The 14,287-nt window shown below is 31.7% G+C and carries 11 protein-coding genes; 9 read left to right on the top strand and 2 right to left on the bottom strand.

The features are described 5' to 3' along the window. Nucleotides 1–105 precede the first annotated feature (105 nt). From mbcS to LFT63_RS08015, 7 genes are all read left to right on the top strand, one after another. Nucleotides 106–1,695 (top strand): acyl-CoA synthetase MbcS, encoded by a 1,590-nt coding sequence (mbcS, locus tag LFT63_RS08045; RefSeq protein ID WP_029055936.1) that lies wholly within the window; start codon nt 106–108, stop codon nt 1,693–1,695. Between the two features lie 240 nt (nt 1,696–1,935). Then, the gene (ppdK, locus tag LFT63_RS08040; protein ID WP_029055937.1) at nt 1,936–4,566 is read left to right on the top strand and encodes a pyruvate, phosphate dikinase; all 2,631 of its coding nucleotides are present in this window, start codon (nt 1,936–1,938) and stop codon (nt 4,564–4,566) included. Nucleotide 4,567: 1 nt separating this feature from the next. Then, complete coding sequence (locus tag LFT63_RS08035) at nt 4,568–5,392, top strand: pyruvate, water dikinase regulatory protein (protein ID WP_029055938.1); 825 nt, start codon at nt 4,568–4,570, stop codon at nt 5,390–5,392. Between the two features lie 256 nt (nt 5,393–5,648). Then, a complete protein-coding gene (gene lqo, locus LFT63_RS08030; RefSeq protein ID WP_017636644.1) occupies nt 5,649–7,142 on the top strand; it encodes an L-lactate dehydrogenase (quinone) in 1,494 nt (497 codons plus the stop codon). Nucleotides 7,143–7,269: 127 nt separating this feature from the next. Continuing rightward, the gene (locus LFT63_RS08025) at nt 7,270–8,709 is read left to right on the top strand and encodes a 6-phospho-beta-glucosidase (protein WP_117239221.1); all 1,440 of its coding nucleotides are present in this window, start codon (nt 7,270–7,272) and stop codon (nt 8,707–8,709) included. A gap of 31 nt (nt 8,710–8,740) precedes the next feature. Then, complete coding sequence (locus tag LFT63_RS08020) at nt 8,741–9,055, top strand: YciI family protein (protein ID WP_340768643.1); 315 nt, start codon at nt 8,741–8,743, stop codon at nt 9,053–9,055. 141 nt (nt 9,056–9,196) lie between these two features. Continuing rightward, the gene (locus LFT63_RS08015; protein ID WP_046466965.1) at nt 9,197–9,775 is read left to right on the top strand and encodes a PadR family transcriptional regulator; all 579 of its coding nucleotides are present in this window, start codon (nt 9,197–9,199) and stop codon (nt 9,773–9,775) included. Nucleotides 9,776–9,833: 58 nt separating this feature from the next. Here LFT63_RS08015 and LFT63_RS08010 read toward each other — a convergent pair whose 3' ends face one another. Beyond that, on the bottom strand, nt 9,834–10,724 hold the full coding sequence (locus LFT63_RS08010; protein WP_017636636.1) for a fructose bisphosphate aldolase: 891 nt from the start codon (nt 10,722–10,724) through the stop codon (nt 9,834–9,836). 155 nt (nt 10,725–10,879) lie between these two features. On the opposite strand from LFT63_RS08010, the gene LFT63_RS08005 reads away from it, so the two are divergent. Both LFT63_RS08005 and LFT63_RS08000 read left to right on the top strand, forming a co-directional pair. Continuing rightward, the gene (locus LFT63_RS08005) at nt 10,880–11,338 is read left to right on the top strand and encodes a topology modulation protein (protein ID WP_029055942.1); all 459 of its coding nucleotides are present in this window, start codon (nt 10,880–10,882) and stop codon (nt 11,336–11,338) included. A gap of 157 nt (nt 11,339–11,495) precedes the next feature. Further along, nucleotides 11,496–12,713 (top strand): putative glycoside hydrolase, encoded by a 1,218-nt coding sequence (locus LFT63_RS08000; RefSeq protein ID WP_340768641.1) that lies wholly within the window; start codon nt 11,496–11,498, stop codon nt 12,711–12,713. Between the two features lie 64 nt (nt 12,714–12,777). Here the strand turns inward: LFT63_RS08000 and LFT63_RS07995 are convergent, their stop codons facing one another. Continuing rightward, nucleotides 12,778–14,139, bottom strand: coding sequence for an FAD-dependent oxidoreductase (locus LFT63_RS07995; RefSeq protein ID WP_029055944.1), 1,362 nt, complete (start codon nt 14,137–14,139; stop codon nt 12,778–12,780). Between the last annotated feature and the right edge of the window lie 148 nt (nt 14,140–14,287).

The raw sequence follows: 14,287 nt of genomic DNA, 5'->3' as shown, positions 1-14,287 counted from the left end.
AAAGATCATTTTAGTTTAGTAGATAGATACTAAAGAGTAAAATATATCAATGAGATTATACATTTGATAATATAATAGTGAATGTTAAGGAAAGGGAGTAATATAATGGAAAAAACTGATTTACTAGCACCAGAAAAATACAATATTACATCTGCAATCGAACAATATGCTTCAGACGCATCTAAAAAAGCAATCATTTATCGTGATTCAGAACATGATCATATAGAAGTGACTTATCAGGAATTAATAAAAAATGCTAATAAAGTAGGTAATATATTTAAAAAGCATGGTTTGAAATATGGTGACAAAGTTTTAATTATGATGCCAAGAGCTATTGCTACCTATGAATTATACATTGCAGCTTTAAAATTAGGTATTGCCATTATTCCAAGTTCTGAAATGTTACGTACAAAAGACTTACAATATCGTGTAAGTCATGGAGAAATTGATGCGGTTATTTCATTTGGAAAATTTATTAAGGAATTTGAAGGATTAAAAGAATATCAAAGCCTTACTAAATTTATCGTTGGTGATACACACGAAGATTGGATTTCGATTGAGGAAGAAAAAGCAAATGTTAGTGATGAACTTGAAGCAGCAGACACATCTCGTGAAGATGTTGCTATATTATCTTATACATCAGGCACTACAGGAAACCCAAAAGCAGTTACTCATTCACATGGTTGGGGTTATGCCCACCTACAAATGGCACCTAAACATTGGTTATGTATTAAAGAAGATGATTTAGTTTGGGCAACTGCTGCACCTGGATGGCAAAAATGGGTATGGAGTCCTTTCTTATCAACTTTAGGTTCTGGAGCAACAGCATTTGTTTATAATGGTCGTTTTAAACCAGAAACATATCTAGAATTATTACAAGATTATCAAATTAACGTCCTATGCTGTACACCTACAGAGTATCGTATGATGGCTAAACTACAAAATCTTGATGAATATAATTTAGAACATTTGCATAGTGCAGTTTCTGCAGGTGAACCATTAAATAGAGAAGTTGTAGAACAGTTTAAAAAATATTTTGATATTATTGTTAGAGATGGATATGGTCAAACAGAAAGTACATTATTAATTGGATTCCTGAAAGATACAGCACCTCGACCTGGAGCAATGGGTAAATCTATACCAGGAAGTTATACAACAATTATTGATGACGATGGTAATGAAGTAGAAGCCAATGTTAAAGGTAATATTGCAGTCCCATTAGACTTACCTGCACTGTTTAAAGGTTACTATAAAGAACCAGAACGAACTGCTTCAGCAAGATTAGGCGATTACTATGTTACTGGAGATTTAGCACACCAAGATGAAGATGGTTATTTCTGGTTTGAAGGTCGTAAAGATGACATTATCATTAGCTCTGGCTATACGATTGGACCATTTGAAGTTGAAGATGCTTTAACAAATCATCCAGCTGTCAAAGAATGTGCTGTCGTTGCAAGCCCTCATGAATTGAGAGGTAATATTGTAAAAGCATTTATTATTCTTCAAAATGGATATGAAGGAACTGAAGAATTAATTAAAGAACTTCAAACATTTACGAAAAATGAAGTTGCACCATACAAGTATCCTCGTTCTATTGAATTTGTAGAAGATTTACCTAAAACTAATTCAGGTAAAATTAGACGTGTAGAATTAAGAGATGCAGAAATTGAAAAATATAATCAACAACATGAATAAATAAGTATATTAGACACCGCTTTAATTAAAGTGGTGTCTTTTTTAATAGATATTAGTATGACACATTTAACCAAAATAATATTAATATTTAAACAGTTCTAATTTAAGAATGTTTTATAACCAAATTATGACAATATTATTAACTAATAGAAAACGTTTACATATAAATCTTGTCTTTTTTAGCTTAATATGACATACTCTAAAATGATTAGTATGACATATTAAGAGAGGTGCTTATTTATGGAAAAATTAATTTATGCATTTGATGAAGGTAATAAGACTATGAAAGATTTACTTGGAGGTAAAGGTGCGAATTTATCTGAAATGAAACGGTTAGGATTACCAGTTCCAGATGGTTTTACTATTACAACTGCAGCATGTATTGACTATTTGAAACAAGGTGGACAGTTATCTGATAATGTGACATCACAATTACAAGAACATTTAAACGCATTTTCAAATCGAACAGGTAAGTCATTTTCATCTCAAGAAGACTTATTACTTGTATCAGTGCGTAGTGGTGCAAAAATATCGATGCCTGGGATGATGGATACGATTTTAAATTTAGGATTAAATGACGAAAACGTTGAAAAACTTGCAAATAAAACTAATGACGCCAGATTTGCATATGATTGTTATCGTCGTTTACTACAAATGTTTGGGGACGTTGTATACGGCGTACCAATGAATCGATTTGATACATATTTTGATAACTATAAGAAGAAACATCAATTTGAGTCAGATGCAGATATTACTGCCGATGGATTAAAACATATATGTGAAAAGTATAAAGATATTTATATGGAGTATGGTAGTAAACCATTTCCTCAAGATCCTTATAAGCAATTAAAAGAAGCAATTGAAGCAGTATTTAAATCTTGGGACAATGATCGTGCACGTGTCTATAGAGATTTGAATGATATTCCTCATGACATAGGTACAGCTGTAAATATACAGGAAATGGTGTTTGGTAATAGTGGAGAACAAAGCGGTACTGGTGTGGCGTTTACTAGGAATCCAGTTACTGGAGAAAATAAATTGTTCGGTGAGTACTTATTAAACGCACAAGGTGAAGATGTAGTGGCAGGTATACGTACGCCACAAGATATTAATACATTAAAAGACCAAATGCCTGATGTACATAAAAATTTTGTCGAAGTAACAAAGCAATTAGAAACACATTATAAAGACTTACAAGATATTGAATTTACTATTGAAAATGGACAACTATACTTACTTCAAACACGTAATGGTAAACGTACAGCACGAGCAGCAATAAAAGTTGCAGTTGATTTAGTTAATGAAGGTCTTATATCTAAAGAAGAAGCTGTAACTCAAGTAGATGTTAAATCAATTGAAACACTTTTACATCCAAACTTTAAAGAAGAATCATTAAAGCAGGCAACTGTAATTTCTAAAATGGGACTTCCAGCCAGTCCAGGGGCTGCTACTGGTCAACTCGTATTTTCTGCGGAGGAAGCTAAAGAACAAGCAGAAAGTGGTAATAAGGTGATTTTAATGAGACCTGAAACATCTCCAGAGGATATAGAAGGAATGGTAGCTAGTGAAGCTATAGTAACAACTCATGGTGGAATGACATCTCATGCAGCAGTCGTTGCAAGAGGTATGGGAAAATGTTGTGTTACTGGATGTTCTGATGTAGAGATAGATACAGTGAATAAAACTGTAAATTATCCTAATGGAGATGTTTTACGTGAAGGAGATATTGTATCCGTAGATGGTAGTGCAGGTGATTTATATCTAGGGGAAATTGAAACAGTAAGTGCAGAACATAGTGATGAATTTGAACAGTTTATGCAGTGGTCTGAAGAAACGGCTAGATTACAAGTACGCATGAATGCTGAAACTCCTCAAGATATTAAATCTGGGTATGAATTTAATGCTAAAGGTATTGGTTTAGTAAGAACAGAGCACATGTTCTTTGGAGCTGAACGACTAGTAGAAATGCGAAGATTTATTTTAGCGTCAAATTATGAAGAACGTGTTGAAGCATTAAACAAAATTAAAACATATCAAATAGAAGATTTTGAATCTATTTTTAAATTATCGGATGGTCGTCCAACAATTGTACGTTTACTCGATCCACCATTACATGAATTTTTACCAGCTTCAGAGGAGGATGTTCAAATTGTAGCCAAACAATTAGATGTCTCAACTGATTACTTAAAAAGAAGAATCAATGATTTGAATGAAGTCAATCCAATGTTAGGTCATAGAGGATGTCGTTTGGCAGTCACTTATCCTGAATTATATGAGATGCAAGTAGAAGCAATTATGAGTAGTGTATTTAACCTTCAACAACAAGAAATAGAATCCCAACCTGAGATTATGATTCCACTAGTTTCTACAGTAGAGGAATTTACGACACTAAAAAAACAATTAATTACAACAATCAATGATTTAGAGAATGAAACGAATAGCAAAGTACCATATTTAATTGGCACAATGATTGAAACACCAAGAGCATGCCTGATTGCTGGCCAATTAGCACAACATTGTGATTTCTTTAGCTTTGGAACTAACGATTTAACACAATTGACATATGGTTTCTCAAGAGATGATGCAGGTAAATTTATAAACGTGTATACTGAAAATAACATATTACAGCTTGATCCATTCCAAACATTAGATAATGATGGTGTAGGTCAATTGATTAACTTAGCCGTAACAAATGCTAAACAAGTCAATCCGTCTATTAAAATTGGAGTTTGTGGAGAATTAGGTGGCGATGCTAAATCAATTCATCGTTTTAATCAGTTATCTATTGATTATGTTTCATGTTCTCCATTCCGCGTGCCTGGGGCAATCTTAGCTACAGCTCAGAGTCAAGCTGAAGAAAGTGAGAGATAAGGTGAAAGAACATAATGAACAAGAATTAACGATTTATATTGTTTCTGATTCAATAGGGGAAACAGCTCAGCGAATGATTCATGCAACGCTAACTCAATTTCCAGATTTAACACAAATAGAAATTAAGAAATTTCCTTATATTAAAGATGAGATGGAGTTTCTTAACGTATTAGAATTGGCACGTGAAAAAAATGCCATTGTTGTTACAACATTAGTTAATGAATCATTTAATGCATTAGGACATCAATACGCGAACGAACATCAATTATCATATATAGACTATATGTCAGAATTAATTACGATGATTGAAAAACATACGACATATACGCCTTTAATGGAAAGTGGCGCGTTACGTAAGATGAATACAGAATACTTTAATAGAATAGAAGCTATAGAGTATTCTGTGAAGTACGATGACGGTAAACATTTTACTGATATTGGAGAAGCGGACGCATTAATTGTCGGTGTTTCCAGAACGTCTAAAACACCGTTAAGTATGTATTTAGCTAATAAAGGTTACAAAATTGCTAATATACCATTAGTACCTGAAGTTACAATTCCTGAAAGTGTATTTCAACATAAAAATTTAAAAGTATTTGGATTAACAGCAAGCCCTAATTATATTGCCAATATTAGAAAAAATCGTGCAGAAGCTTTAGGTATTTCTAAAACATCAACTTACAATAGTTTAGAAAGAATTAAGAAGGAACTGTCCTACGCTGAAGAAATATTTAATAAATTAAATGCTATTGTGATTAATACAGAATACAAATCGATAGAAGAATCGGCATTTTATATCGAAAGGTTTTTACAACAGAAAGACTAAAAGTTAAAACTATTATGAAATGAAGTAAAGTAATATATAGATTTGCATGCTTTTGTGAATAAAATATAATCATAAACAAAACCAATTTCTATTATTATAAAGAATAATAATTTACTTTTCCGATAGCTTGATTTAACATAATAATAGAAGACTAGTTTGCGAGATGGATTGTTAGAAAAATTGTATTGAGCTTTGATTGAAAATACAGTTTTAGTGGACTGGTGTAAGTATTTATTATATTGGAGAGGTGAACAAAATGGCAAAGTCTGACAAAAAAGACGTAATTTTAATTGGTGCCGGTGTACTTAGTACAACATTCGGTTCAATGCTAAAAGAAATTGCGCCAGACTGGAATATTCATTTATATGAACGTTTAGACCGTCCTGGTATTGAAAGTTCTAATGAACGTAACAATGCTGGTACAGGTCACGCCGCACTTTGTGAATTGAACTATACTGTTCAACAACCTGATGGTTCAATTGATATTGAAAAAGCAAAAGAAATCAACGAACAATTTGAGATTTCTAAACAATTTTGGGGTCATTTAGTTAAAACTGGAAACATTGAAGATCCACGTGCATTCATTAACCCATTACCTCATATTAGCTTTGTAAGAGGTAAAAATAACGTTAAGTTCTTAAAAGACCGTTATGAAAAAATGAAAGCTTTCCCAATGTTCGATAATATCGAATACACAGAAGATATTGATGTAATGAGAAAGTGGATTCCATTAATGATGAAAGGCCGTCAAGATGATGGTAGCTACATGGCAGCAAGTAAAATTAATGAAGGTACAGATGTTAACTACGGTGAATTAACTCGTAAAATGGCTCAACACCTTCAAGAAACTGACAATGTAGATGTTCATTATAATCATGAAATCATTGATTTTGAACGTTTATCTAATGGTAAATGGTCAGTTAAAATTAAAAACCGTAACACTGGTGAAGTTTTTGAACAAGAAACTGACTATGTATTTATTGGTGCCGGTGGCGGAGCAATTCCACTATTACAAAAAACTGGTATCCCTGAAAGTAAACATTTAGGTGGGTTCCCAATTAGTGGACAATTTATCGCTTGTACAAATCCAGAAGTGATTAAACAACACGATGCCAAAGTTTATGGTAAAGAACCACCAGGCACACCACCAATGACTGTACCTCACTTAGATACACGTTATATTGATGGTGAAAGAACATTGTTATTTGGACCATTTGCGAATGTAGGTCCTAAATTCCTTAAAAACGGTTCAAACTTAGATTTATTCAAATCAGTTAAACCATACAATATTACAACATTATTAGCATCTGCTGTTAAAAACTTACCATTAATTAAATATTCATTCGACCAAGTGATTATGACTAAAGAAGGTTGTATGAACCACTTACGTACGTTCTATCCAGAAGCACGTGATGAAGATTGGCAAGTTTATACAGCAGGTAAACGTGTTCAAGTAATCAAAGATACTAAAGAACACGGTAAAGGTTATATCCAATTTGGTACAGAAGTAGTAAACTCTGAAGATCACTCAGTAATTGCATTATTAGGTGAATCACCAGGGGCATCAACTTCAGTATCAGTAGCATTAGAAGTACTTGAAAAGAACTTCGCTGAATATGCTGATGAATGGAAACCATTAATCAAAAAAATGATTCCTTCATACGGTGAATCATTAATTGAAGATGAACAATTAATGAGAAAAATCCGTAAACAAACTTCAAAAGATCTAAAATTAGGTTATTACGAATAGTAATAGATAGAATAACTCAACCAAAGTTGAACGAACACTTTGGTTGAGTTTTTTGTTTATTTTATCGAAAATTTGAAAAATAAATTGTTATAATAAAACCAATAAATAGAGAAATGAGGTTTTATAAATGTCTAAATTACCAAAAGATTTTCTATGGGGTGGCGCGTTAGCAGCCAACCAATTTGAAGGTGGATATGATCAAGGTGGAAAAGGTCTTAGTGTTATTGATGTCATGACAGCTGGTGAACATGGTAAAGCACGTGAAATTACACAAGATGTTGATCCTAATAAATATTATCCAAATCATGAAGGTATCGATTTTTATCATCGTTATAAAGAAGATGTGAAATTATTTAGTGAAATGGGATTGAAATGTCTTCGTACTTCTATTGCGTGGACAAGAATATTCCCTAATGGCGATGAAGTAGAACCAAATGAAGAAGGTTTGAAATTCTATGATGATTTATTTGATGAATTACTAAAATACGATATTCAACCAATTATTACATTATCTCATTTTGAAATGCCACTTCATTTAGCTAGAGAATATGGTGGTTTTAAAAATAGAAAAGTAGCAGATTTCTTTGCTCATTTTGCAGAAACTGTATTTAAACGTTATAAAAATAAAGTTAAATATTGGATGACTTTTAATGAAATTAATAACCAAATGGATTTAAATAATCCAATTTTCCTATGGACGAATTCTGGAGTATTACTTTCAGAAGATGATAATAAAGAAGAAGTGCTATATCAAGTTGCACATAATGAACTTATTGCTAGCGCTAAAGCTGTTAAAATTGGTAAAGAAATTAACCCTGATTTTGAAATTGGTGCTATGATTTCTCATGTTCCAATTTATCCATATAGTTGCAACCCTAAAGATATGATGGAAGCAGAAATTGCTGGTAGATTAAGATTCTTCTTCCCAGATGTTCAAGTAAGAGGTTATTACCCAGGTTATGCTACAAAAATGTTCGAACGTGAGAATATGGATATTGGTTGGGTAGAAGGTGATGATCAAATTTTACGTGAAGGTACTGTAGATTATATTGGATTTAGCTATTATATGTCTACTGTTGTTAAATCTGATAGTGACACAAGTGTTGAAGATAATATCGTTAATGGAGGACTACCTAATTCAGTTGAAAATCCTTACATTCAAACAAGTGATTGGGGTTGGGCAATTGATCCAGTTGGACTTAGATTTACATTAAATGTATTATACAATCGTTATCAAATTCCATTATTCATTGTAGAAAACGGTTTTGGTGCTGTGGATGAGTTTGATGAAAATGGAGAAATACATGATGATTATCGAATCAATTATTTAAAAGAACATATTCAAGCCTCAATTGAAGCGGTTGATCAAGATGGCGTAGATTTAATGGGTTATACACCTTGGGGGATTATTGATATCATTTCATTTACAACAGGAGAAATGAAAAAACGTTATGGTTTAATACATGTTGATCGAGATAATGAAGGTAATGGTACACTTGATCGTACTAAGAAAGATTCATTTGATTGGTACAAACACGTGATTGAAACCAATGGTGAGGATTTATAGAAATATAATAACAAACTAAAGGAGACGCAAGATGGCCTATTATTTAGTAAAATTTGTACACACCGATATAGAACATTGGAAACAACATGTGAGAGATCATGCAATATATCTATATCAACTTGTTGAATCAGGAGATTTATTACTTTCAGGACCTATTGAAAATAATGATGATCATCAAAAAAAAGCTTATCTGGTAATCAAAGCAGACAATGAAGCACAATTAATGGAATTGTTGAAAGCTGATCCATTTTGGAAACAAGGGTTAGTATCAGATTATACTATCGAAAAATGGACACCAATGTTTGGGAATCCTGAAAATATCTATATAACACCTCCTGATGAATAATAATATAGCTGTTATAAATGGCACTATGAGTTAAATTACTCATAGTGTTTTTTTAAATTATAAAAATAACGATATATCGTTGACTTATTTCGATATATCGTTTATGATACTGATATATCGAAATAGAGAAAGGTGATTAATATGTTTAATAGAAATGAAAATAGAATGAACGGTCATATGAGAAGATTTGAAGGATTTGGTATGAATGGAGGACCTGGTAGAGGACCAGGACAGTTTGGTGGCTTTAGACAAATGAATGGCAAAGATAGATTTTTTAAAAAAGGAAATCTTCAATATGTCATTTTACAAATGTTACAAGAAGAACCAAGACACGGGTATCAAATTATTAAAGATTTAGAAGGAAGATTCAATGGATTCTATGCACCTAGCCCAGGTTCAGTATATCCAATATTACAAATGTTAGAAGATAGAGATTTTGTATCTATTCATAAAGAAGGAAATAAAAAAGTATATTCTATTACTGATGAAGGTACTCAATTTTTAGAAGAAAATCCTGAAAATGAAGACTTTAAGAAACGAATGGAACAATTTAAAAATGCTGATTTTGAAGGAATGAAAGCAGCACGTAAACAACTACATGAAGTGTTTAAATTATTTATGGAAGCATCACAACAAGCAATGAATGATAACGAGAAAAAAGAAAAATTTGATGCGATTATTAAAGAAACTAAAGAAAAATTAGAACAACTAACTAAATAATAGATAAGAATAAAAAAAGACACGTGATTTAATCACGTGTCTTTTCTATATTAATATATTAGTTTTTATTAACTGAAGCATCATAGATTGAATCTACTGCGTCACCTAATGCTTTATCGAATTCTTCTTGTGATTGACTAGCTCTTAAGTCACTAGCTAATGCACGAGAGAAGCTTGCGATAAGATCTTCGTTGTCTTTTAATAATTTATTAGCTTCATCTCTGCTGTAACCGCCTGATAATACTACAACACGTACAACATTTGGATGTTGAGCTAATTCTTTATATAAGTTAGGTTGAGTTGGGATAGTTAATTTAAGCATAACTAATTGATCGCTGTCTAAATTGTCTAAACCTTTTTTAAGTTCATCTTTTAAGACATTTTCAATTTCTGCTTTATCTTTAGCGTTGATATTTACTTCAGGTTCAATAATTGGAACTAAACCTTTAGCGATAATTTTTTTAGCGAATTCAAATTGTTGTTCAACAACATCTTTGATACCTTGTTCATTTAATTCTAAAATGTTTGAACGCATTTTAGTACCGAAAATATGACGTTCATTAGCACGATCTAAAGTGTCGTCTAAATCGTCAATTGGTTTCATTAATTGAACACCGTTTTGTTCTTCAGCTAAACCTTTATCTACTTTTAAGAAAGGAACAACACCTTTATCAGCTAAATAGTCTCCAGTATATTTACCTTCAACTTCACGATCCATAGTTTGTTCGAAAAGAATCGCACCTAAAATTTTATCAGCTGAGAATGATGGTGAAGTTACAACGCGTGTACGCATATCATGAACAAGTTTGAACATTTCATCATCATTGCTATATTCATCTTCATTAATACCATATTCTTTTAAAGCTTTAGGTGTACTACCACCACTTTGGTCTAATGCTGCAATAAAGCCTTTACCGTTCTTCATTTTTTCTAATTGTTCTTTATTCATACTTTCCACTCCTTAACTTAACTTTCATCTACAGTATGATAAAAATTAATCTGATTCTCAAGCGATTCAACTTATAAATTTCAAGAAAATTACAATATAATAGTATAAAGTCAAAAAATCGACTTATAATAATGTTCGTAAAGGTGGTGGGGATGATGTGTAGAAGAATACTAATCATTGGTAGTCCAGGAACTGGTAAATCAACTTTAAGCAATCTACTTAGCCATCAAATGAATTTACCACTTTATCATTTAGATGACATATTTTGGAAAAATTCAATTTCAACTATAAGCCAACAACAATTTATTAGTGAAATTCAGAAAATAATAATGTTAAATAAATGGATTATTGATGGAAACTATACAGATACTTTAGAAATGAGAGTGTGTAAGGCTGATACAATAATTTGGTTACAAGAAACACGATTAAAGTGTATGTTGAGAGCAGTTAAAAGATATATCAAACACGTTGTAACCAATAAAAATGTCGGTGCGAATCCTAAAACAATGAGTATAGAATTTCTAAAGTACATATGGGACTTTCCTAAAGAAAATCACGAAAAAATAAAAGCGATTAAACGTCAATATCCAGAGAAATTATGGATTATTAAATAACCAACAATTATTTCCGATAATTTATGTATGTAAAATACAAATTAAATGATGCAATGTGCTAATATATAATTAAGAAAAGTTTTCTTTAATTTAATATATTGTTTAAAAACATAAAATGGTTAAGAAATCTTTTTTAATACACATAAGGGGTTTAGGGATGAATCATAAAAAATTATGGGTGACATTAGCAGCAAGTTCAATAATTATCGCAGGTTGTAGTAATGGTAGCAATAATGGCAACAATGATAATAAAGATACTAATAAATCAGAACAAACAGCAAACCAAAAGAATAAAGTAGCATACCCTAAAGATGGTGTTAAAGGTATTTATGTTACGAGTAATTCAACACAAGGTGAGAAAATAGATCAATTGATTAAATATGTAAAAGATGCAAAATTAAATGCAATGGTTATCGATGTTAAAGATGACGAAGGTAATGTCACTATGAAATTTAATACAGGTAATAAATTGATAGATAAAAATACGATGGATATTGCAGAAGCAAAACCATTATTGAAAAAATTGAAAGATAATGATATTTATCCCATTGCTCGTATAGTCACATTTAAAGATACTAAATTAGCTAAAGAACACCCAGAGTGGTCATTTAAAGAAAAGGACGGCTCAGTTTGGCAAAATGGCAAAGGAGAAAGTTTTGTTAACCCATTTGTCAAAGATGTTTGGAAATATAATGTAAACATTTCAAAAGCAGCCGCAAAAGCCGGATTCCAAGATATTCAATATGATTATGTTAGATTCCCTGAAGGTTTTGAAAATGAAGCAGATCAATTAGATTATGATAAAGGCGATTATAAAAACAGTAAATTAAGTAAAGGTGACCAAAGTGTAGATACGGTCACAAATTACTTAGAATATGCACATAAAGAATTAAAACCGTATAAAGTTAAAATATCTGCAGATGTTTTTGGTTATTCTGCACTAGTAAAAAATGCGCCAGGAATTGGACAAAGTTTCCCTAAAATCTCTAAAAATGTTGACGCTATTTCTTCAATGATTTATCCGTCTCATTGGAGTCCGGGTGATTTCGGATTAGAAGCGCCAGATACAGAACCATATAAAACAGTAAATAGATATATTCAAAAGGAAAATAGTATTTTAGATGAATTAGGTAAGAAAAAGCCAATTTCAAGACCTTGGATTCAAGACTTTACTGCTTCTTATTTAGGAGAGGGAAATTATAAAGAATATGATGCACAAGCATTATCTGATCAAGTCCAAGCTTTAAAAGATAATGGTGTGAATGAATTCTTATTATGGAATGCAGGTAATGACTATACTGAAGGAGCTAACTTTAATCCTAAAAAAGGTGAAAACCAAGATAAAGATTATCAAAAGGATAAACAAAATAAATAGAAATTAAAAACACCTCTTGTGGCTAATTAACCACAAGAGGTATTTTACAATCAATAATATTGAATTAGAATAACATTTGATCGCTACCGAACGTATCATTTAATGCTTGTTGAGCTAATACGTTTAAATAGTTCCAAGGACGGTCATAATCTGGTTGGAAGAAGAAGTCTTGTACTGCTAATTGTTCTAAAGTATAACCAGCAGAGATTGCAATAGAAATAGTATTAATTGCTTCTGTAACGTCTTCTTTAGACATTAATTGAGCACCTAGAATTCTATGACTATCTTCATCAAATATCACTTTCATATGAATGTCTGTTTCATCTTGCATGAATTTAGGTCTAATAAGTTCTTTGACATATTTTTCACCTAAATTACCATCATAGCTATCTTTTTCAGTTCCGTGAACACCAGTTTGACCAAATTTATAATCAAATAATTGTAATCCTGAAGTACCAGAGACACGTGGCATTTCTACGTCATGACCTAACATATTTTTAGCAGCAGTCACACCTTGACGTCTTGAATTAGTAGCTAATGCAATATAACGGTCTTCTTCAATAGGTGCGAATGGAACTAACGTAGCGTCGCCACCAGCATAAACATCTTTAGCTGAAGTTTCTTGTTTATGATTAATTTCGATAATACCTTTATTACCTAGTTTAATTTTGCCGTCTAACCATTCAGTAGCAGGTGCAACACCTACAGCTATTAATACTGTATCCGCTTCATATTCATTTTTATCAGTTACTACTTTATTTACATTACCTTCATTGTCGCCTTCTAAAGCTTTTACTGATTCGCCGCCAATAAATTCTAAGTTATGTTCTTTACTATTTTGTTCTAAAATATCAGTGAACTCAGAATCTAAATAGGTATTTAAAATACGTTCAGCAACATCGATAACTTTTGTTTCAATACCTGCTTTAGCAAATGCCTCTGCTGCTTCAATACCGATATAGCCGCCACCAACTACAACAGCTTTTTTAGCATTAGGCATGCGTTTTTTAATTTGATCTGCCCATTCGCGACCACGCATAAATAGTACGTTGTTATATTTATCTATACCATCAAAAGGTGGTGCAACGGCTTTACCACCGGGACTTAAGAATAATTTATCATAAGATACTTCTGAACTATTGCCATCTTTTTCAACTGTAACTGTTTTATTATCTGTATCTAAATCCGTTACAGTACTATTAACATGAATATTAACACCTTGGTCTTTGTATGATTGTTCGTTTGCATAGTGTAAAGAATCTAAAGAAGGTGATACATCTTCTAAATAGCTTTGAATACCACAAGAAAGGAATGAAGGTTTGTCACCACTTTCGAATACTTCTATTTCTGCATTTTTATCTTCTTTTAAAATAGTTTGAATAACTTCGTAACCTGCATGGGATGTACCTACAATTACATATTTCATTATTACATTACCTCCTAATGTATTTATATATATAAGCGTTTATATATTGAATTTGTCTACAGATAATATATACCACGACATAGTTTTTTTATTCAGGTTGTTCTAAAATAGTAGGCATTTTTCAAAAATTCGTCACTATTTAAATGAG

The sequence above is a fragment of the Staphylococcus sp. FSL H8-0121 genome (assembly GCF_038008425.1).
Taxonomy (GTDB): domain Bacteria; phylum Bacillota; class Bacilli; order Staphylococcales; family Staphylococcaceae; genus Staphylococcus; species Staphylococcus pasteuri.
The sequence above is the reverse complement of the archived record's forward strand: the minus strand, read 5'-3'. Positions and strand labels throughout refer to the sequence as shown.